Source organism: Akkermansia muciniphila (assembly GCF_018709685.1).
GTDB lineage: Bacteria > Verrucomicrobiota > Verrucomicrobiia > Verrucomicrobiales > Akkermansiaceae > Akkermansia > Akkermansia muciniphila_E.
Map to the genome: position 1 here is coordinate 68645 of NZ_JABDHQ010000003.1, position 19828 is coordinate 88472.

23 protein-coding genes are annotated in these 19828 nt (G+C 48.8%); 20 read left to right on the plus strand and 3 right to left on the minus strand.

Going from position 1 to position 19828, the window contains the following annotated elements:
- Positions 1-87: 87 nt before the first annotated feature.
- Positions 88-1134 carry an L-dopachrome tautomerase-related protein gene (locus tag HHJ06_RS03030; protein WP_215427473.1) on the minus strand — a complete coding sequence of 349 codons (1047 nt, stop codon included), beginning with the start codon at positions 1132-1134 and terminating at the stop codon, positions 88-90.
- A gap of 339 nt (positions 1135-1473) precedes the next feature.
- Between HHJ06_RS03030 and HHJ06_RS03035 the strand changes: the two genes are divergently transcribed.
- From HHJ06_RS03035 to HHJ06_RS03065, 7 genes are all read left to right on the plus strand, one after another.
- Positions 1474-1923 (plus strand): hypothetical protein, encoded by a 450-nt coding sequence (locus tag HHJ06_RS03035; protein WP_215427475.1) that lies wholly within the window; start codon positions 1474-1476, stop codon positions 1921-1923.
- Positions 1823-2815, plus strand: a complete 993-nt coding sequence (locus HHJ06_RS03040) for a tyrosine-type recombinase/integrase (RefSeq protein ID WP_215427477.1) — start codon at positions 1823-1825, stop codon at positions 2813-2815. Before HHJ06_RS03035 ends, HHJ06_RS03040 begins: the two co-directional genes overlap by 101 nt.
- Before the next feature lie 45 nt (positions 2816-2860).
- The gene (locus tag HHJ06_RS03045; RefSeq protein ID WP_215427478.1) at positions 2861-3487 is read left to right on the plus strand and encodes a DUF6088 family protein; all 627 of its coding nucleotides are present in this window, start codon (positions 2861-2863) and stop codon (positions 3485-3487) included.
- Positions 3488-3602: 115 nt separating this feature from the next.
- Positions 3603-4487, plus strand: coding sequence for a nucleotidyl transferase AbiEii/AbiGii toxin family protein (locus tag HHJ06_RS03050; protein WP_343206591.1), 885 nt, complete (start codon positions 3603-3605; stop codon positions 4485-4487).
- 118 nt (positions 4488-4605) lie between these two features.
- Positions 4606-5832 (plus strand): hypothetical protein, encoded by a 1227-nt coding sequence (locus tag HHJ06_RS03055; RefSeq protein WP_215427480.1) that lies wholly within the window; start codon positions 4606-4608, stop codon positions 5830-5832.
- Positions 5833-5844: 12 nt separating this feature from the next.
- On the plus strand, positions 5845-6639 hold the full coding sequence (locus HHJ06_RS03060; protein WP_215427482.1) for a vWA domain-containing protein: 795 nt from the start codon (positions 5845-5847) through the stop codon (positions 6637-6639).
- Positions 6640-6931: 292 nt separating this feature from the next.
- A complete protein-coding gene (locus HHJ06_RS03065; protein WP_215427484.1) occupies positions 6932-7996 on the plus strand; it encodes a virulence RhuM family protein in 1065 nt (354 codons plus the stop codon).
- Between the two features lie 17 nt (positions 7997-8013).
- On the opposite strand, the gene HHJ06_RS03070 is transcribed toward HHJ06_RS03065, so the two are convergent.
- Both HHJ06_RS03070 and HHJ06_RS03075 read right to left on the minus strand, forming a co-directional pair.
- Positions 8014-10170: a serine/threonine-protein kinase gene (locus tag HHJ06_RS03070; RefSeq protein ID WP_215427487.1), complete on the minus strand. Its 2157-nt coding sequence runs from the start codon at positions 10168-10170 to the stop codon at positions 8014-8016.
- A 4-nt stretch (positions 10171-10174) separates the two neighbouring features.
- Positions 10175-10531, minus strand: coding sequence for a hypothetical protein (locus HHJ06_RS03075; protein ID WP_102730251.1), 357 nt, complete (start codon positions 10529-10531; stop codon positions 10175-10177).
- Between the two features lie 190 nt (positions 10532-10721).
- On the opposite strand from HHJ06_RS03075, the gene HHJ06_RS03080 reads away from it, so the two are divergent.
- The 13 genes from HHJ06_RS03080 (at position 10722) to HHJ06_RS03140 (ending at position 19821) form a co-directional block, all read left to right on the plus strand.
- Complete coding sequence (locus HHJ06_RS03080; protein WP_215427489.1) at positions 10722-11201, plus strand: hypothetical protein; 480 nt, start codon at positions 10722-10724, stop codon at positions 11199-11201.
- Positions 11202-11205: 4 nt separating this feature from the next.
- Positions 11206-11658 carry a hypothetical protein gene (locus HHJ06_RS03085; protein WP_215427492.1) on the plus strand — a complete coding sequence of 151 codons (453 nt, stop codon included), beginning with the start codon at positions 11206-11208 and terminating at the stop codon, positions 11656-11658.
- A 109-nt stretch (positions 11659-11767) separates the two neighbouring features.
- Positions 11768-12541, plus strand: coding sequence for a hypothetical protein (locus HHJ06_RS03090; RefSeq protein ID WP_215427494.1), 774 nt, complete (start codon positions 11768-11770; stop codon positions 12539-12541).
- 45 nt (positions 12542-12586) lie between these two features.
- Positions 12587-13360, plus strand: a complete 774-nt coding sequence (locus HHJ06_RS03095; protein WP_215427496.1) for a DUF4339 domain-containing protein — start codon at positions 12587-12589, stop codon at positions 13358-13360.
- A 147-nt stretch (positions 13361-13507) separates the two neighbouring features.
- A complete protein-coding gene (locus tag HHJ06_RS03100; RefSeq protein WP_215427498.1) occupies positions 13508-15418 on the plus strand; it encodes an ankyrin repeat domain-containing protein in 1911 nt (636 codons plus the stop codon).
- Positions 15419-15672: 254 nt separating this feature from the next.
- Entirely contained in the window at positions 15673-16227 is a 555-nt protein-coding gene (locus HHJ06_RS03105; protein ID WP_215427500.1) for a hypothetical protein, read from the plus strand.
- A 256-nt stretch (positions 16228-16483) separates the two neighbouring features.
- Entirely contained in the window at positions 16484-16708 is a 225-nt protein-coding gene (locus tag HHJ06_RS03110; RefSeq protein ID WP_251841393.1) for a helix-turn-helix domain-containing protein, read from the plus strand.
- The gene (locus tag HHJ06_RS03115; protein ID WP_215427506.1) at positions 16705-17040 is read left to right on the plus strand and encodes a HipA N-terminal domain-containing protein; all 336 of its coding nucleotides are present in this window, start codon (positions 16705-16707) and stop codon (positions 17038-17040) included. Before HHJ06_RS03110 ends, HHJ06_RS03115 begins: the two co-directional genes overlap by 4 nt.
- Positions 17030-17995, plus strand: a complete 966-nt coding sequence (locus HHJ06_RS03120) for a type II toxin-antitoxin system HipA family toxin (protein ID WP_215427508.1) — start codon at positions 17030-17032, stop codon at positions 17993-17995. Before HHJ06_RS03115 ends, HHJ06_RS03120 begins: the two co-directional genes overlap by 11 nt.
- Complete coding sequence (locus tag HHJ06_RS03125; protein ID WP_215427510.1) at positions 17992-18174, plus strand: hypothetical protein; 183 nt, start codon at positions 17992-17994, stop codon at positions 18172-18174. The genes HHJ06_RS03120 and HHJ06_RS03125 overlap by 4 nt, the downstream gene beginning before the upstream one ends.
- A gap of 132 nt (positions 18175-18306) precedes the next feature.
- On the plus strand, positions 18307-18498 hold the full coding sequence (mads1, locus tag HHJ06_RS03130) for a methylation-associated defense system helix-turn-helix domain-containing protein MAD1 (protein WP_215427512.1): 192 nt from the start codon (positions 18307-18309) through the stop codon (positions 18496-18498).
- Positions 18495-19286 carry a hypothetical protein gene (locus tag HHJ06_RS03135; protein WP_215427514.1) on the plus strand — a complete coding sequence of 264 codons (792 nt, stop codon included), beginning with the start codon at positions 18495-18497 and terminating at the stop codon, positions 19284-19286. The genes mads1 and HHJ06_RS03135 overlap by 4 nt, the downstream gene beginning before the upstream one ends.
- Entirely contained in the window at positions 19273-19821 is a 549-nt protein-coding gene (locus HHJ06_RS03140; protein ID WP_215427516.1) for a BREX protein BrxB domain-containing protein, read from the plus strand. The genes HHJ06_RS03135 and HHJ06_RS03140 overlap by 14 nt, the downstream gene beginning before the upstream one ends.
- Positions 19822-19828 lie beyond the last annotated feature (7 nt).

Sequence of the window (19828 nt, forward strand, 5' to 3'; positions counted from 1 at the left end):
CCATAGCCCCGGCGCCCGTTCATGTAAAGGAATATGAACCGCACCCGCCAACCCGGTCCGGACAATCCCGGGGGCGATAAAAACCGTTCATTCCGGCAATTTCACCCTTTTCAGCGTGAACTCCATATTGGAAATATCCCCCGTGGCCTCCTGGATGCGGGAATTGGTGAAGTAAAGATAGCCGTCATGGATGCTGAACGTATCAGGCCAGCTGATGCCGTCCCCGGACGCCAGCACCTTGATCTCCCTGCGGTCCGGAGTGACGTAAACGATGCGGCTCTTCTCCAGGTCCCCCATGTACAAATTGCCCCGGTCATCCATGATCATCCCATCCGGGAAAGGCGTCTTCATGGATGAAATCTTCCCTTCATCCACATGACGGCCAATGAGCTGGCTTGTCGGAATCCCGTACAAGGTCTTACCCGTCAGGGCGTGGAAATAAAGAATGCCGTTCTTCCGGTCCAGGGCAATCCCGTCTGAATGGACTTTCCCGTCATGCCTCCTGCCGCCGACGGTGATGTGGTCCTGTTCCGCTGTGGTGTAAGGGTGACGGTCCAGCATGCGGTAATTCTCTCCGCTCTCCATATCCAGCACGATCAGGCCCGGATCATTGGAATCCGTAAAATAAATTTTGCCATGTCCGCGGTCCACGCGCAGGTCATTCACATAAGAGCCCGGCCTGGTGGACTCCGCGAGGAGGTACTTCCTGACAAGCTTGTCCGTATGGAGGTCATACACGTACAGCGTGGGAACGGCGACGGTCTTGCCGATCATGGGATTCTTGGTATCAATCACGTAAAGCCTGTCCCCGTCCGCAACCACGGACTGCACGCACACAAACGCATCCCCGGCCCCGGGCATCCCCTTTTCCCACCGGTTGGTCTTTTCATCCGGATAAGGGGTGTAGCTGCCGTCTTTTCCTACCTCCGCCACCGAACATGGAATATGCTCCCGCCAGCGGGGGAAATTGACAAAAATCCGGCCCTTGTCCGTCACCGTCACTCCGGTCACCTGCGCTCCCTTGAACGAGGCGACGTCTTCAATCTTCGCCTCCGCATCACCGGATGAAGCGAAAGCGCATGCAAGGAATAAAACAAGGGAGGCGGAAAAGATAAAACGTTTAACGGGGAACATGGGATGAAAGCTTCCTATGGACTACAAGACAAATCCGGCGCCCTCCGCGTTCATTCCACTGCCTGCAAAACCAGCCTTCACCAAGCCGTTTCAATCTTCCGGCACCCACGCAATAAAAACCAACATGCTCTTCCCCAAAAAACCAGTAAGGCCCTGCAAGCAGTTAACTTGCAGGGCCTTGTTTGGTGCGCCCGAAAGGACTCGAACCTTCACGGGGGAACCCCCACTAGAACCTGAATCTAGACAATTTTATTCATTGTAAACAATTTACGAATATGTCCCCCAGTTTGTCCCCTAATTCGTCTTGAAGCTTTTTCTGTAAACCATTACTCTCGTTACATGAAGAGGAAGCATGCCAAAGGCCGATATGGCAGCAAAGTCAAACTCACTGAAGTGAAGAAGAAAGGTCGCCCTTCAGTCTGGCGGCTCCGCTTTGTTGACAAGGACACGGGAGAATGGAAAGAGCGCACCTTTCGCGATTACGACGAAGCCCGGGCTCTCTACGATATGTATGACAAGGGGCATATCGACGATGCCCTGGCAATATTCAATATGGTTGCAGAGGGAGAATCCGTGGTCGAAATGTTCGTTATCCGCTTGTGGAGAAAATTTGGAAAGAACAACAACCTTCTGCAACATACGCTTCAATATTTGTACCAGCATGAAGATCCGGAAGAGGTGAAGGCATTTGCAACTGATCCTCCTTTCGTGGTGGAAAGATGCTCTCACGGATACCAAAGAGCAGGAAATCAAGGATTTACTCGGATCACAATTAAGCGTCATTGCTGATCATGTTGACATTACTGCCCCGAAACCACCCCCGGCGGGTATATCTCTGGATGACGCCATGGCTCAGTATCGAAAGGAGAGGCAGCTGATGTTGGATCGGGGCCAATGCCAGCCGGCCCACCATAAGAACGTCCTTCATGAACTCGATAAATGGCAGCAAGGCTGGACCAACCGGGAGTTGTCATCAATCACCGCCGCCGAAATCAATGACAAACTGGATTCGTTCCGGTATCAGGGAAAGTCCCTCTCGAATACCAGCAAATACAGGTACCGCGGTACGCTGAATGCCTTTTTCCTCTGGGCCATTCAGCACGATCTGATTCAGAAAAACCCGGTCTCCTTGACCGTCGCTCCTTCCAGGGATCACATCTCCATCGGGATTCTTACCCCGGACGAATTCCGGAAATTGCTTGAGGCGGCATTAAAATATGACCGCCCCATGCTTTCCCGTATTGTCCTACAGGGATTGTGCGGGCTAAGACGTTCAGAGGTTGTTCAATACAAGGACAAACCGGATGGACATGACGATATCTTTGTTTCGCGTGAGATCGCGAAGGGACCCAAGGGGAAAACGAAGGATCGTTACATACCCACCTCCCCGCAAATCAAGGCATGGCTGGCCGTAGGCGAATGGGAGCCAATGACCCGGGATGACGAACTCAGATATGGCTATCGCCTGGACCAGCTGGCAGCCAAAGCCGGCATCACGATACCAAAGAATGCGTTGCGACACTCATTCGCTTCCTATCAGGCAGCTCTCCATCCCTTGCCGGATGTTGCCCGCTGGATGGGACATAGTGGAACGCAGATGACCGAATCCCACTACAGGCAGGGTGTTTCCCGTAAGGATGCTGAAGCATACCTTTCTATCATCCCGGATGCGGTTAGTTGATCTTTGCCCCAGTCATTTTAGTCAGATAAACAATACTTTTTAATCATGAAGGGGAGCATCAAGAGCCAGCTGAGGGAAAAAATATTTTCCGAGAAGGCAAAAGGAGAGATTATTACTTCTTCCGATTTTCTTGCGTTCTGGCCCAGGACAGCAGTAGATCAAGCGCTTTCTCGCATGGCAAGGGATGGCGAGCTCAAGCGTATCCTTCCAGGTATTTATGAGATCCTGGCGACCAACAAGAGATTTAATCTGCCTGTACCAACTGACCCGGAACAGGTAGCGAAAGCCTGGGCAAGGAAAAATGAAGCTCGTCTTTTACCTAATGGAATCCATGCCGCTAACGCTTTGTGGCTTTCCGACCAAATGGCCGGGCGGTACGAGTATTTGACGGATCGACCTTCTGCAACGGTTCACGTAGGTGGATGGAAACTCCGCTTCAAGAAGACATCTCCGAAACTGATGCGCCTGTCGGGGAGTATTACGGGATTGGCCGTTCAAGCGTTGCGCTCGCTGGGCAGGAAGTCGATAGATCGTGATTTTGTTGTCACTCAATTAACCAAGCGGCTTTCCGATACGGAAAAGGAACAATTATCTCGTGATATGGATCTTGTTCCTGTATGGATGCGCCCCATTCTACAACAAGTCATAGCGCCCCCTGTCTCTCATGAGTGATTTCCTTGGTCTCCCATCCGAAGATCGAATATTCCTGTGCCGCTACATTGGCGAGTAGCTAGGTATCATTCCTTCTATTGTTGAAAAGGATTTCTGGGTATGCCGGGCTCTGAATATTCTTTTTCAGGAAGACTTCTTGAATCCTTATCTATGCTTCAAAGGCGGAACGTCCCTCTCCAAAGCGTACAAGATCATACGCCGTTTCTCTGAGGATATCGATGTTGCGTTATCTCCTTGTTTCTTCGCTGAACTGGGTGAAGAAGATAAGCCGGCAGCGTTTCAATCGGCCAGCCAGAGGGATGCTAAATTGCGTAAGATTCGCCCCCACTACCGGAGGATAATGGAGCATGTTCTCCAGCCTCTCATGGAGGAGAGGATGAAAGAAATGGGAATCAAGAATGTGCATATCGAGTTGGAAGATCTGTCCACGGCCCGTGATCCATTTGTCCTCTTAATCCATTATCCATCCTTGTTCGGACAGAATGAAAGCCTCTACATTCGTCCTTTTGTCAAAATCGAATTGAGCGGGAGAGCTCAGACGGAACCATCCGAAGCCAGGATGGTCGATTCTTACATTGGGGAAGGATTTCCGGAGTTTTCAGATTCGACTGAAGTACGAACGATTAGCCCTTTCCGAACATTCTGGGAGAAGTGTTTCATTCTCCATGAGAATAATACCCGTCCGCATGAAGGATGGAATATCAAGACCAGGCTGGCACGCCACTATTATGATGCGGCAGCCCTTATCCGAGCGGGATATGTTGATAAGGAGCTATTCTTCGATGTAAGGGACAAACGCAAGCTCTACCATTGGCAGACATGGGTCGATTACGATACATTGCTTCCCTCGGATTTGAAACTGATCCCGGATGCTCTTGAATTGCGAGAAAAATGGCAAAGGGACTACGAACAGACTTCAGCCATGCTCTTTGATGAACCGGAGCCTTTTGATTCATTGATGAGCACGATCAATGGCATCATGAATCAAGACATAGGATGAATGTCCTAATATGATTGATAAAATGTTTCCATATCCATTTTTTATCAATCATAATTGAAAAATTTATCCCCTCCGCGTCATCTATATGTGACGGCTTATTACCTGCCGCCATGTACCCATGACTCCATTCTATGCACTCCGCCATCAAGTAAGGCGGCTGGATGAAACGCTTTGCGGCAATGGCGGGAAGTACTCGACCGGGGATGTTCTGTTCTCAGACCGTGGGAAGCGAATCGTTCTGGGAAAACCCATTGCGGGAGGAGGTGAAGGTTCCGTCTTCACTGCCCATGCCGTATCGGCATCACCACTCGTTGCCAAGCTCTACCATCCAACGAAACGGATGCGTTGGCGTGAGCAGAAGCTTAGGCTGATGTGTTCCCGCCCCATTCGTTCCCCGTGCGTGGCGTGGCCGCGCGAGATCCTGTACGACGAACTGAAGCGCTTTGTCGGCGTGCTGATGTCCCGGGTGGACGGTGTTCCGCTCGGGGCGTTTGCGTTTCATGCGGAGCTGCTGAAGAAACAGTACCCTTCATGGAACCGTTACGATCTGACCAGGCTGTGCCTGAACTTGTCGGCATCCGTCCATACGCTGCACCGTTGCGGTGTCGTCCTAGGCGATCTGCATCCCGGCAATGTGATGGTTTCTTCTGATGGCTCAGCTTGTTGGGTAGACGTCGATAGTTTCCAAATCGAAGACTATCCCTGTTCCGTCGGCACGGAACGGTTCCGGGCACCGGAACTTCACGGCAACTTCGGAGACTTCCTCCGCACCCGCAGCCACGATGCCTACGCCCTGTCCGTCCTGCTCTTCATGACGCTGACGCTCGGCCTGTCTCCCTTCGCCCGGCAAGGGGGAGAAGGAGACATGCGGGAAGCCGCCGGAAAGGGCATACTGCCATATCCGTTTGCTTCGTACAGACCGCCAGCGGGATTCTACCCGCCCGATACCCCCGGATGCTATGTCTGGTCGTATCTCCCCCGCAAGCTCCGCGATGCTCTCGGTCACAATCTTACCTGTATCCAGCATCGCGATTTGCGTCCACGCGCCATGCCGGGGTATCTGGCGCGTTGTTTGCTGCAATACCTCAGGGATATGGAGCCGGGAGGCGGAAGGGGTCATCCCATGTACCGGGATCTTCTGTACGACCGTCCCTGCCCACCCCGAAGTCTGCTGGTACAGATGACACCCAACATCTGTACGGACTGCGGGATTCTCTTCCGGGAGGCTTCTGACGATGTCGCACGGCGTTTACGGCAATCTCATACCCGCCCCCTGTGCAGGCTCTGCATACGGCGTCGTAGCGCATTGAATCAGGCAACCCGGAATCCAACCACCAACCATTAACTTGAATAAACCATGTCTATATCATCATCGACACAACCAAACAAACAGGAACAGCTCGCCGCCATGCGCGAGTTCGGCAACAACGCCAACGCCCGGCTTCCTGTTCTCTTTCTGCTGGATGCCAGCAGCAGTATGAACGGCATTATCCGGGGCGACAACCAACACATCCTCCGTCAGGAGCACTCCGACGGGATCAACTGGAATATCGTCACGGGAGACAATATCGTCACCCGGATGGACGAGCTCAACGTCGGGCTTCAGCGGTTCGTCAGCGACATTCTCGCCGATCCTCTGGCGAAGCTGGCCGCCGATGTAGCAGTGATGACTTTCGCCCGGACGGTAGCAACAGTAAAGGAGTTCGGTCCGATCCGGGAATCTGACTCAGAGCTGAAAATCACCACATCCCAGGAAAACGAAACGCTCCTTGGTGAAGCCGTTGAATTGGCTCTATCTGAACTCGACAGCCGCAAGCGTACCTACCGGGCACACGGGGTGGAATTCTACCAGCCCTGGCTTGTCGTGATGACGGACGGGGTTCCGACCAGCGCCCGGCACCGGGAGCTGGAGGGACGATTGAAGGATCTCTCAACTTCCCGCAAACTCAGTGTGTTCGTTTTCGGTATTGGCCGCGCTGACCTGTCGGAGCTTTCCTGCATCAGCCCGGGACGCCCGCCTATGCATGTCAATGAGCAGAAGTTCCCGGAACTGTTCGCATGGCTGAGCCGGAGTGTCCGCATGGTCAGTATGTCCGTACCGGGCGACGGGGTATCGTTGACTCCTCCCCCGGAGGATGTGTGGCAGGTGTAGGACTGGCAACATCAGGAAGTCTCTCTTATGAGGGGCTTTCTTTTAGATAGCCCACAACATGAATGGTGTTATCTCCACTATTTCAAGTTTATGCGTTTTCCTAAAATAGCGGCTGTAGTTATTTCGAGAAATGTTCCCATGGGAGCGATGCCTTTTGATGAAAGTCGTCGGATGATGTGAGCTTTGAGCTTTGCATGCATGCCGGTTTTGCTATGCTCCATTGGGCTTGTTGTTCCAGAATGACTGCCGTTATTCGGGTTGCAATATGGATTGATCGAAAAGAAGACAAGGTATGACCCATCTGCCGACAGAAGACGAAACCCCGGTTCCCGGAGAGCTGTTATTGTATACTTCTCCGGATGGCAACATCCGTCTGGATCTTCGCATCCATGATGAGACATTGTGGATGACCCAGCAGATGATGGCCGAACTGTTTCAGACATCCGTGCAAAACATCATCATGCACGTGAAGAATATCTACGAAGATGCTGAGCTTGAAAGGGAAGGAACTTGTAAGGATTTCTTACAAGTTCGTCAGGAGGGTATGCGTCAGGTTAGACGTTCCATCACGTTTTACAACCTTGATATGATCATTTCCGTCGGTTACCGGGTGAATAGCATACGGGGCACTCAATTTCGCATATGGGCGACCCAGCGCCTGAAGGAATACATGATCAAGGGATTTGTCATTGATGACGAACGCTTGAAGAACCCGCCGATTCCCGGAACGACACCGTTGCCGGACTATTTTGATGAATTGCTCGAGCGTATTCGGGACATTCGTGCCAGCGAACGGCGCATGTACCTGCGCATCAAGGATGTTTTTGCCATGGCGGCTGACTATATGCCGTCCGGAAAGAAAACGACGGAGTTTTTCAGCTCGATTCAGAACAAACTGCACTATGCCATTACCGGACACAGTGCTGCGGAATTGATGATGATGCGGGCAGACGCATCAGCGCCCAACATGGGGTTGACCAGCTGGGTTGGAGACCGAATCCATGCCAGTGATATCACTGTTGCAAAGAACTACCTTAACGAGGAAGAAATCAGCGATTTCAATCGTTTGACCTCCCTGTGTCTGGACTTTGTCGAGGATCAGGCAAAGAACCGCCGTGAGATATTTCTGCATGAGTGGGAAGACAAGCTTAACGAACTGCTTCGTCTCATGGGAAGGCGTGTACTAAAAGGCAAGGGAAACCGGTCAATGAAACAGGCTCGGGAACATGTCCGGGAACAATACCGCTTCTATGAAGAACACCGCAGGTTATTGGCCGAACACCAGGCGGAACAGGACTATGTGAAAGAACTGGAGCAGGATATCAAAAAGCTGGAGAACAGGAAGGGCCGCAAGTAATTTTCAATTCCAGGCTGTTAAAAACTTTTGGAAGCATGACGAATCTTTCGCCAAAGGTAATTGTTGGCATCCTGCTCCCATCCTTTAAGCCCTTTTGTAGGCCGGTTGACAAGGGCAGAAAGTTCATTTGCAAAGTTGCCTATCCAACCGACTTCGTTGGCAGGAACAAGTGTTTTGACGCGATCAAATGAGTTGAAATAATCTCCTGCCTTTTCACGGTAATTCTGCTCCATTTCAGCGATCCGGTCATATTCCTTATCCAGCGCCTTCCCTTCTTGTTCCAGTTGTCGGATTTCGTTTCCCTCAGACCATTCTCGTAATTCCTGACGGGTCTTGAATGAAGAAATTATGTTGTCCACCTTCTCGAAAAAAAGTTTCTTCTTATCAATTTGCTCTGCTGCTTGTTGAATGATTTTCTGTTTAGATTGTCCTATCTCGCCGAGAATAGCATCTATTTCATACTTTTCACGAGCCTGCCATTCTTCCGTTACAATCGGTTGATCATAATAGTTCTTGCCTATTTCATAGGCATAATCTCTGATTTCCTTCTCTGATGTCTTTAGGTAATCACTGACAGAGTCCTCCAGTTTATTTAGATTGGTGCGTTCCATGAGCAATTTCCGCTTTTCATGTGATGCGATTTCTTGCACAAACTCTTTTTCCCGGATGGAGGTAGAAGGGTAAAGTTCCTGCCATTGGGCTGTTTTTGCAATCATGTCACTCAGGCTGTTAGCGACATGTTGCCATGAGTCCCGGCAAGATTTCAGTAGAACGGAGTCATACCATACGGGAGAATAATATTTTCGCTGGCTATCGACGATCACTTCTTCCATGATACACGGAGGAAACTTCAATTGGTCAATATATTGCTTTCTTGTCGCAACCTCTTGTCGAATAAACTCTTTGAATTTCTTATCGTCCTGCGATGCCTTATTGATTTGGCCTCTAAGCCTTTTTTCTTGTTCCTCCCATTGGAAATAATCCAGCACCTTGGGTAATATTGCTGAAGCGTCCTTGCTTAATGGAGGAATACCCATGGCAGGGCTTTTTATTTTCTGGACAGAAGAATCTGATGTTCCTTGATCAATTTCAGGCGTGGAAGGTGGAGTAGATGGTATGCCGTTACCTCCTGTTTTTTCTGACACAAGTTGATCAGGAGGCTCGGCCTTATCGGCGGATAATCGGTTTACCGTCCATATTCCGAGTATGATGATAACCACCAGTAAACCGAGGGAAGCAACGATCAGAGTATTTTCCCGTGAATTTCCTTTGTGTAGCTTTTCTGGTTTCCCCTGTTGCAGCCATTCCTTCCACTGTCCGGCTGTCTGGCAACGCTCTTCAGGACTGAGCCGCAGGTTCCTGTCAATGGATGCCAGCAATTCCCGGGGCCATGGCTGGGAAAGAGCCATGCCCGAGAGCGGGGCGACATCATCCCGCATCAGCCTCCTGTCGGCCGGTTCGACGGAAATTCCTGAGATCAACTCGTACCAGGTAGCGGCCAATGCATAGAAATCCGTCCATGGGCCGATTGCTCCTTTCCCGGTGATTTGTTCCGGGGAGGCATAGGCATACGAGAACTCTCCCTGAGTAATCGTACAGGTCACTTCCGGCTTGTTGAGCGCCGCCCCGAAGTCGATCAGCACAGGCAACCCCCGTTCATCAAAGAGGATGTTGCCGGGCTTGATGTCGCGATGATAAATCCCCTTGCCATGCAGATAGTCCAGCCCATCCCGCAGGAGCAGAAGCCACTCGGCGGCTTGCTTCGGGGTGATCGTGCTCTTCCCGGAAACGGCTTCGTCCATGCGTTCCCGCAGCGAACCGCCCTCCAGCCACGGCATCACATAGAAGATGCTGCCATGGGACTCGAAGACATCGTAGACCCGGACGATGCGTTCATGGTTCAGGGAAGCCAGCGTCTGCGCTTCCTTGCGGAGTGAATCCATGGCCGTCCGGTAAGCCTGCCGGGACGTATGAGGCAACGGGATGATCTCTCCCGTATTCGAATCCCGGCTGCACAATCCCAGAGGAAAGCATTCCTTGAGAACAATGTTGCGCCTGAGCTGGCTGTCCCAGGCGATGTAGGTGATGCCGAAGCCTCCCTGGGCCAGCGCCTTGAGCAACTTGTAATTGCCCAGCAGAGATCCCGGAGGCAATGAGAAGCCGGAGGCGTCCATACAATCAGGCAAGCGGGGGATTGCCGAGCCTCGGCACTTCGTCGGCCAGGAACTCTTTCAGGGTTTTTCCCTGGGCAAAGGCTTTTTTCTCAAGAACCTTGCGGGTATCCGGGTCGAGCTTCAGGGTAATCAGCGTCTCCTCTTCCACCTGCACCCGGCTCGGAAGGGTCAACGGGAGCTGCTTGATGAGTTCCCGGATGATGTGTTCCTTGGCGGCGGGAATGGGCTTTTTCGCCATCCAGTTGCGGACGGTCGCTTCCGTCACGAAACATCGTTCGGCGAGCCATGCGTAGTCGAAACCGTTGGCCTTGAGCCACAGCTTGACATTCATTTTCAGCTCATCCTGATTCACTCCCGCCATGTTTCGGAATGTAGCACTATCGCTCAGGAATGGCAATACGGTTATATAACATCCCTATTTTTGAGATTAAAATGAGATTTTCAGGTTGACTAAAATCGTAAAAAAGAGATATACAGGCAATGTAAACGAGATGCCGGTAATGAAAAGTATCATCCAGTTCACCTGTCCCCGATGTGGAGGCCATCAACTGATGCTCGTCGAACGGGCCATGCACCGTTATGTCGTCCAGAATCTGGAGGCCGACCGGCAGGGCGGGCTGGCTGTCGGACACAAGGTTCTGGTGGACGATTTATGCGGGGAGCCGCTGGGGTACCGCTGCGCGGACTGCCGTCATCCGGATTGCCATGGGAATGATTCATCGGAAGGGTTTCAATGGCATTCCCTGAAGGAGGTGCAAAGCGCCGGAGTCATTACCTGGCCGGACGGAATGGAAACGGTAGAACACCGGTGCATGGTTTGTTTCCCCGACGGGAAGATGACGCCTGTGATCGTCGAGGTCGTTCATCCCGGTACTCTCACCGAGAAGGAACGCCGCACCGTTCTGGAACGGGAGCAGGCAGTGCATGGCATCCTGATCAGCCAGTCGGATTCCGGGATTCGAACGCTGGCCTGCCGCAACTGGAAGCGGGTTAAGAGGCATATTCTGCAATCAATAACCAACGACATGTAATCACATGAAGAGAAATGAAATACATAAAATCGGGTTAGCGACAGGACTGGCCATTGTGACCACCTCCCTATTGTCCTCCTGCACCATCCTTGTCGGGAAGAGCGCTCGGGAACTTAGCAAAACAGAACCCGGCAGGGAGATTCTGTTTACGTTGATTTGCTCCGGATTGTTTGGTTATTCGATCTTCCTGGCGCTCTACTGGTTGTCCGAGCATAAAGAACCGGCTGCAATCAAGGACTTCAAGACGATTGCCATTGTATTCGCCGTGGTCGATCTCATCCTTACCGTGATAGACTCAGGTTTTCTTGCTTTGCTGGAACTGGCGGCTATTGTCCTGGTTGCTCATAAAGTTCTGAATATCACACTGGGTAAATCATTCGGGGTATTAGGCATCAGTATGGGAATTTCTCTTGTCGGGGGAATTCTGGCAGCAGTGATTTTGGGTGTAGAGATATAGAAACATTCGTACGTCACTCTTTGTGGTATTTTGGCTCTAACTCTTTTCACATCTTATCATGCAGGCAAAATCCTGTCCGGATGGAATTAACACAAATACAAACATAACAATGAATACAGTACGTCAAAGACAAAGACTTGGGATAAAAAGAAGCATTCTTACTGCTCTGTTGATGGGATTTTGCTGCCTTTTTTATGCCCCTGAGGCGTTCTCTCAAGATGAGCCCGGTTCTCCTCCGCAGAGAACCGCAATGGATGATGACTTCGACAAGTCTATGGCGCAGGCAAGGCAACAATATGGTAATCGCTTGTACCAGCAGTATATGGGAGGAGCCACTACAGCCAAGGAACGTGCTATAGGAGCCCTACGGATGGAGAATGCTATTGCTGAAGCTGAGGGAAAGGGTGATTCGACCCAGGCTAATTATTTGCGTCAACAGCTTGCTATGGCTCAGCGTACCAATGAGTGGGCTAACGGTAAGTTGCAACAGAAAGCAAATGCCGGGGATACGAGAGCACAGAGAGAACTGGATGAATACTATGCATTCATGAAAACCGTGAAAGGATCTTCTTCTGCGGATTTGTTTCCATTCCTCATCAGCATCATCTCCGGTCTATTGTTGTACGGGTATATTGTGCTGCTTTCTCCCAAGGATGCTACAATAAACCGGAAAACATTGATCCCGTGGTGCGTTGGTCTGGCCATCTTCGATATGCTTGGCAACTGGGTGAATCAGTCATGGCTCTTTCTCTTCGTTGAAATTCTGGTCATCCTTGTAGTCGCCCGGAATTTCCAATGCTCATGGAAACGCTCCTTTGCCATCCTGGGCCTCATGCTTGTCTCAATACTCATTCTGGGAGGACTGTTGCCATTATTCCTCTGATGCGTTTCTTCTCGTTCAGTTCATGAATCTACGCCTCTAATGCTTATGATTTCCTATTACCTTGCCCGACCGGGTAGCACACAGGAAGGTCCTTTTTCTGAAGACGAGCTAAAAGGCCTTTATCATCAGCGGACTCTGCCTCCCGGGTCTTATGTCTGGACAGAAGGATGGGATCAATGGCGTTCCTGTGAAGACGCTTTTGAATGGTTTATTTCCAGCGCCAAGCTGCCGCCTCTTCCTCCACATCCCGGTTCAGAAGATACGGCATCCCATTCGAACACATCGTCTGCTCATGCGGAACAACATGAGAAAGCCTTTTCTCCAGATGAAATGAAGGCATCGACGGTAAAGGAATACAGAACCTTGTCAGATTGGATCCAGAATCATGAAGTACTGAATCAGATCCATCGATGGGGATTAAAGAAACTGAATATAGGTTATAAATCATGGAAATTGAGCTATTATACTGCAATAGGAATGGGCTTGTTTTTTCTGATTTTAATAGGAATGCTGAATCATAAGGAAAACAATGATGATATAGTATCCTGGGAAAACGCTAGAACACAAAGACAAATTTCGAATGAGCTCCAAGATCAAAGATTACGCCAAATGGCACAACAAGCGATAATGTACAATAACAGAATTCAGGCAGAACGTGAAGCCAATAAAATTGAGACCTGCAACAGATGCCGAGGAGCTGGAACATGTACTGCGGGGGCAGGTGGATACAATATGAACCGGCCAATTATTGTGTGCCCAACCTGTGGCGGAACAGGACAAGTAAGACGTTCAAATAATCCAAGTCCATGGGCGCTTTAAAATTATGAAAAATATATTACACTTTTTTTACTTTTTTCATTATTTCTGTCGTCTTGTGATAAGTTAACATCCTCAGATAAGCAAGAAATAGATAGGCAAGTTGCCCGACTATCTCCTGAAAAAGAAGCAGATTTTGTTCTAGGTAAAATGTTGTTAACGATCAAAAACGGAGGAGATATTAACGATTGTGAGACGAGGTATCCTTATATAGGAGGATCATGCGAATATCCCACGGCCTTGCATATTGCTGTTTATCAGAGAAAACCTCAAATTGCTGAGCTTCTGTTGAAACTTGGAGCAGATCCGAATGCTCATATCTCTAAAAATGAAATATCCGCATTGCATAACGCTGTCTTTACGGATCAGTATGATCTTGTTAAATCATTGCTGGATCGAGGAGCCAATCCCGATGAAGTAGGAAAACATACCTCTTCACTATTGGGAGACGCCTGCTCTCGATATCGAGAAAGTCCCCAAATAGCAATAGAGTTAATTCAAAGACACGCCAATGTCCGAATCACAGGAGTTGATGGTGCAACCCCACTTCACGATTTAGTGAAGCGTTCAGACTCCGATTATACCTCAGAATGGGGAACTGTCTTTGATCTTCTTATTCGAAATGGAGCTGAAGTCAATTGTCGTGATGCGAAAGGGAAAACGCCCTTACATGAGGTAGACAACTTACACATGGCTAAATTACTTATTGCTAATGGGGCTGATATTAACAGCAAGGACAACTTGGGAAGAACCCCATTATTTTACATCAAAAACAAAGATATTATTCAATATCTTATAGAGAATGGAGCTATTCTTGATATAAAGGATAAAAACGGAGCAACTATTCTTCATTATATATTATCGCAAGACTTTGGAGAACTTGAATATTTTAGAGGGCTTAAATTCGAGGCCGATCGAATTAAATTTATTACAGAAAGAGGTATTGACGTAAACATTCAGGATATTGATGGAAATACGCCATTACATTTAATAATGAGAGAACCTTATTGTGAGTATATTTCTGAATGGGGTACTTATGACAAGTTCGGAGCGAATGATGTATTTCCACTGCTAGTTACAAACCAAACTGATGTAACGATCAAGAATAAGAAAAACAAAACAAGTTTAGAACTGGCATATTCAATTTCTAAAGAAACTGGAGATCGGTTAAAGGAAATATTAAGAGAAAAGAATAAGAGCGGAAATACCGCACCTATGGATGTTGCCAACAAAGGAGATGCGATACAAGTGACATATGGAGACAAGGAACCACTTAGCAGAGAACAAATCAACGCAAATGCACTTAGAGAAGAGATTGCCAGACGTGATGCTTCTTTCGAAAATTCTCCAGCAAGACGTATGGAATGGATGCGAAGTTCAGAACGTCAAAACATGCTAAATGAACTCGCACGACTTGAGACTGCAAAAGCGGATGTTAACGCGAAAGATAAGGATGGGGAAACGGCTCTTACGTTGGCTGCTAATGAGCGACATACGGACTGCGTCAAAGCATTACGGGAAGCCGTAGCAAACGCGAAAAGCAAGGATGAAGGGAAAAGAAAAGATTCCCTTTCCCCCGAGGAGGCTGAAAAACCAGTGGTTTTGCAAGACATATCGTCCGGCAACCTTAATGCAGGAAAAATGTCCATTGCCAACATTAAACGGGCTCTGAAGGACGCAAAAGAGGATGATCAACTACTACTTAACGATCTCGCTTCCGTCGTTACCGACCTTTATAGGTCAAAGCAAGAGATATCCCTGGTTCGTAAACAGAACATCAAAGATGAAAAGCAAATATCCAACCTTGAATCATGGGCTGTCTCATGCATGACCCCCAACGCTCTTACTGGCCGTACCAATCCGGCAGGGGCAGAAAACGCCAGGCGTAAAGCCCGGATACTTGAGGGAGCGATTCAACAAAGGAATACCAGGATTCGAAACAAGTTGAATGTCATCGCCGACAGATCCCGGGAATTGGAGTCAAAGTTGAGAGAAAATGGCAGAGCAGAAGATGCCGACATGCTGAGGAAAAGCGCTCGTTATTTTCTACAAGATCTTTGAGTTATCTAGTACTGCCTCCAAATGATACCTTGCCCTCTCCCATTGGCTTATCCATCTCATAACAATCATGGCAACATGAACGTTACGGAAGATAGGGGCCAGAGAGTCATGTTGAAATAATACCTCCCTCACCGTCATATATACCAGACACAGGTTCTTACCTGCCTGTCATCCTTCATAAAGTCGCCATGTTCCCATACCGGGGCATGGCGGCTTTACTATATCTACCCATCAACAACGAAAGAACAACCATCATGGCTATCAAACTCATCGCCAACTACAGCAAGCGCCTCGGCCTGCCGGGGTATTCCTCCCATCAGTTTGAAGTCTCCATCGAAACGGAGATCGGAAATACGTCAGAACTCGATTTTGCCGCAGAACGTCTCTACAGCTCGCTCCAGTCCGCTGTAGATACCCAGATCCGGCGGGTCGGATTTGTCCCTGATGCCTCCTATGGATCGGGAAACATATCCGGCGCTCCGCTTCCTGCCATGCGTCAGGTTTCACGGCTGCCTGAACCGCCGTCTTCGAATCCTCAGACATCTCACCCCGAAGAACCGGCGTGGAGCTGTTCGGAAAAACAGAGGCAGGTTATCCTATTGCTGGCACGTAAAAACGGGATCAACAATTCCGAACTTCATGATCTGGCCGTACTCTGCTTTGGCAAGGGAGCCTCACAGTTGAACAAGCTGGAGGCATCTTCCCTGATCAACGAACTGATAGAAAAATCAGGAGGAACATGCCGCAAGGCTCCTTCCTTCGGAAGCTGTGCTCGACTTCAGGAGGCAGCTGCACCTGAAATGCGGTAAACATCTGCATATCCCTGTTGCCGGAGCCTTTCCATGGAGGGCTCCGGCAACGGAGTCTTGTTTTATCTGCCGTATCCAGAAATTCCTGAGCCGGGAAGTTCTCCGGCTCTAATCACCAAAACACTTCTTTTCAAAGCAAGCTCTTGTTCAGTAGTAGATATCTTTCGTTCCTAAAAATCACATCATATTGTGATTTTACCAGAAAACAGAGTAGACAGAACATTCAAAACATGATATTTCACATTGTATTGTGAATTTGAGTGATATCGGAACATACATTCGAGAACGACGCCGGATACTGGGCATTACCCTGAAGGATTTGTCCGAACTTTCCGGCATAGGGATCAATACGCTCAATAAAATCGAACTTGGGCAGGCCAACCCGACATTCAGAATCCTGATGGGATTGTTCGATGTATTAGGACTGGAAATGTCGTTGAGCCCCAAAAGAACCGATGTGATGAAAGGGCCTGAATCATGAGAAACGCCCTTGTATTGTTGCGGAATATCCCTGCCGGAACGTTGACAGAAGAATCCCCTTCCAGCTATGTATTCCGGTATCTGGATTCCTACCTGATGAGAGAAGAGCTTCCTCCCGTCAGCCTGACAATGCCTAAAACTTCCGAAGAGTACCGTTCCCCCCATCTATTTCCCGTTTTCTTCAACATGCTCTCGGAAGGCGTCAACAAGGAAATTCAGTGCCGTCATTTCCATCTGGATGAAAAGGATTATTTCGGACTGCTCCTTGCAACAGGTCATGATGATACGATTGGAGCATTAACAGTACAGCCTTATACCAACGATGAACATTGACCGTTGCCCCTCGACGCTGGTTCCCGGATTCACCTCCTACAGCCCGACCGGATTGCGGAAGCTGTTCGACGGTAAAAAAGTGTCTCCAATTCTTCCCTATGACGCCCCCGGCCTTCATAACGAACCGCAAGAGTTTCTGGAAAACCGAGAGCACATTTCCATCTCAGGGGTTCAGGAAAAACTCTCTGTTCTTGTTGACCGGGGAACAATCCGTCTGACCAGGTCGGGAGAACAGGGAACGCATCTTCTGAAACCCATCTCATCACGCCTCGTCCGGACTTCCGATATGCCGGCCAATGAACACGTGACCATGCAAATTGCCGCTCAGCTGTTCGGCATTTCAACGGCTCCCAACGGACTATGCTTTTTCCGGACCGGGGAACCGGCCTATATCACCCGGCGATTTGACATCACTCAGGAGGGCGGTAAACTACGCAAGGAAGACTTCGCCTCACTGGCCGGGAAAACATCCGCCCAGGGCGGTTCCAACTTTAAATATGATTACTCCTATCTGGAAATGGGAGAGCTCATCCGCCGTTATGTCCCCGCATGGAGAATTGAAATGGAACGCTTCTTTCGTCTGGTGTTGTTCAATTATCTGTTTTCGAACGGCGACGCGCATTTGAAGAATTTTTCCGTACTGGAAACTCCTCAGGGAGATGTGACCTTGTCCCCCGCGTACGATCTGCTCAACACAAGCCTGCACATTCAGGACAGCGATTTCGCCCTGTCCGGCGGCTTGTTTCGAGGCGCATCCACGCACACGAATCGCAACCTGTTTGAAGAGTTCGGACGGCAACTGGGGATGCAGGACAAACGCATTAGGACAGTCATCGACCATTTGATGAAATCCAGAGAAGAAGTAGAGACCCTAGTGAAGTGCTCATTCCTCTCTCCCCCGGCCAAACGGTCCTATATGCTTTTCTACAGGACACGTTACAATACCCTTCGATGAAATACTTCGACGTTTTTCTGATAAAAATTATGGAATCTTATGACCCTCTTTCAGCTGCTGCAAGCCATTTGCAATATCATCGTTTAGCGGTGAGAGGAAACTTCCAAGACCAATCGTCTGAGGAAGGAGCTCAAGAGGATGTTCCAACAGACTCCTCTTTTTTAGCTATGCTTTCGTGAAAACACCATCACATTGTAATTTACAGGGAGAAACAGGCATAAAACGAGGATTGGTTCTTGCAAGTGGAGTCATTTTTTATAGACTGTTTTTCCATTGCATGAACAGTTTTCACCCCATGCAAAGTGATTACCATGGAAGACCGTTGGCTATCTGTTGAAGAAATTGCGGAATATCTCGGAGTTAAACGGGATACTGTTTATACATGGGTAAAGGAAAAGAACATGCCTGCCCATAAAATGGGGCGTTTATGGAAATTCAAAATAGAAGAGGTCGATCAATGGGTGCGCAAGGGGCATGCTTCCTCTGAACTCAAAAAAGCATGAAAGCGTATCTTGAGTATTTCGGCTTTTCTCTAAAAAAGTCATCAACTCATGCTTCCAGAACGATGATGTGCCGGGAGATGGAGATGCTCATTCCTTTTTTTGTCGAAAATCCCGGAATGGAGTGGCGGTCCATTCGTCACATTATCTTGGAAAATAATATTTTAAGAAAAAAAACGGGTAAATCGGCCTCCATTTGTTTTGATAAGTTAAGGGCATTCTACGGATTGGACGAGGCTCTTCCTCTTTTCCGGATCCTGTGCAAGCTTTATACTCACGAACCCGAGTCCCTAAAACAACTTTTATTACTGCTGGCCTTTGTAAGAGATTCCGTTTTCGCTGCATGTACGCCGTTTATTCTTAAATTACCTCAAAATCACGAACTTGGGCCAAGTCAGATATATGATTGTATTATACAGCAATTTCCGAATAAATATCATGAAAGCACGATCAAGTCTATTTCGCGTAATCTCTTGTCTTCATGGACACAAGTCGGCCTGGTTACCAAGCAAACGAATACTTTGAGAATTCGTCAATATATTAGCCCGTCTGTTGCAGCTATGGCTTATGCCCTTCTTCTGGCGCATTTAACTGGCCACAGAGGACTCAATATGTTTTTTTCAGACTACGTGCGCCTTCTCGACTGCAGTGAAAAACATGCTATGGAATTAGCCTATCAGGCCTCTTCAAAAGGATTAATCTCTTTTAAGTGCATAGGTGATGTGGCAGAGGTGCAATTCCCGAGGCTTCTCACTGAAAAGGAAAATAAGTTGATCTATGAGCAGAATTGATGATTTGAGGGATAAATACATCCGTTTTATTTCCGTTCCATGGCCAACGGATATTGCACCGGATCAGCGTGTTATATTTTGCGTCTATGACCCCGTGGACGAACTTAAAATGCGCCGACAGTATTCCCGGTTCGATCTCGAAACCCGCAATGTGGGGCATGAGTGGATCGCTTATGATTTTACCGATTCTTTTTCCCGCTGGATGCTGCAACTCGATTATGCCGAAGAGTATTTTGAAGATCCGAGCGCATTGAACGAATGTCTCGGTGATTTTTCAAAAAAACTAGTTTCTGATTTCAAAGCATTTATCGATACCCGGCAGGAAGATATGAGCTCTACGGTCGTGGCGCTGACCGGTATTGGTTCCCTGTTCGGATTTCAAACGATAAATGGTCTCGTATCTCAATTGGCGCCCATGATATCGGGCCGTCTGCTTGTCTTTTTTCCCGGTGCTTACGAAAACAACAATTACCGTTTGCTTGATGGATACGACGGATGGAATTATCGTTCCGTTCCCATTACAGCCACTTTTTAATCCTTTC

Excerpts from the sequence above, each read along its gene's own strand:
- HHJ06_RS03115 (WP_215427506.1), top strand. The coding sequence starts at position 16,705 with ATGAGAAACGCCCTTGTATTGTTGCGGAATATCCCTGCCGGAACGTTG.
- HHJ06_RS03045 (WP_215427478.1), top strand. The coding sequence starts at position 2,861 with ATGAAGGGGAGCATCAAGAGCCAGCTGAGGGAAAAAATATTTTCCGAG.
- HHJ06_RS03100 (WP_215427498.1), top strand. The coding sequence starts at position 13,508 with ATGTTGTTAACGATCAAAAACGGAGGAGATATTAACGATTGTGAGACG.
- HHJ06_RS03105 (WP_215427500.1), top strand. The coding sequence starts at position 15,673 with ATGGCTATCAAACTCATCGCCAACTACAGCAAGCGCCTCGGCCTGCCG.
- HHJ06_RS03085 (WP_215427492.1), top strand. The coding sequence starts at position 11,206 with ATGAAGAGAAATGAAATACATAAAATCGGGTTAGCGACAGGACTGGCC.
- HHJ06_RS03060 (WP_215427482.1), top strand. The coding sequence starts at position 5,845 with ATGTCTATATCATCATCGACACAACCAAACAAACAGGAACAGCTCGCC.
- mads1 (WP_215427512.1), top strand. The coding sequence starts at position 18,307 with ATGGAAGACCGTTGGCTATCTGTTGAAGAAATTGCGGAATATCTCGGA.
- HHJ06_RS03125 (WP_215427510.1), top strand. The coding sequence starts at position 17,992 with ATGAAATACTTCGACGTTTTTCTGATAAAAATTATGGAATCTTATGAC.
- HHJ06_RS03055 (WP_215427480.1), top strand. The coding sequence starts at position 4,606 with ATGACTCCATTCTATGCACTCCGCCATCAAGTAAGGCGGCTGGATGAA.
- HHJ06_RS03120 (WP_215427508.1), top strand. The coding sequence starts at position 17,030 with ATGAACATTGACCGTTGCCCCTCGACGCTGGTTCCCGGATTCACCTCC.
- HHJ06_RS03065 (WP_215427484.1), top strand. The coding sequence starts at position 6,932 with ATGACCCATCTGCCGACAGAAGACGAAACCCCGGTTCCCGGAGAGCTG.
- HHJ06_RS03090 (WP_215427494.1), top strand. The coding sequence starts at position 11,768 with ATGAATACAGTACGTCAAAGACAAAGACTTGGGATAAAAAGAAGCATT.
- HHJ06_RS03095 (WP_215427496.1), top strand. The coding sequence starts at position 12,587 with ATGATTTCCTATTACCTTGCCCGACCGGGTAGCACACAGGAAGGTCCT.
- HHJ06_RS03035 (WP_215427475.1), top strand. The coding sequence starts at position 1,474 with ATGAAGAGGAAGCATGCCAAAGGCCGATATGGCAGCAAAGTCAAACTC.
- HHJ06_RS03075 (WP_102730251.1), bottom strand. The coding sequence starts at position 10,531 with ATGGCGGGAGTGAATCAGGATGAGCTGAAAATGAATGTCAAGCTGTGG.
- HHJ06_RS03030 (WP_215427473.1), bottom strand. The coding sequence starts at position 1,134 with ATGTTCCCCGTTAAACGTTTTATCTTTTCCGCCTCCCTTGTTTTATTC.
- HHJ06_RS03080 (WP_215427489.1), top strand. The coding sequence starts at position 10,722 with ATGCTCGTCGAACGGGCCATGCACCGTTATGTCGTCCAGAATCTGGAG.
- HHJ06_RS03135 (WP_215427514.1), top strand. The coding sequence starts at position 18,495 with ATGAAAGCGTATCTTGAGTATTTCGGCTTTTCTCTAAAAAAGTCATCA.
- HHJ06_RS03140 (WP_215427516.1), top strand. The coding sequence starts at position 19,273 with ATGAGCAGAATTGATGATTTGAGGGATAAATACATCCGTTTTATTTCC.
- HHJ06_RS03070 (WP_215427487.1), bottom strand. The coding sequence starts at position 10,170 with ATGGACGCCTCCGGCTTCTCATTGCCTCCGGGATCTCTGCTGGGCAAT.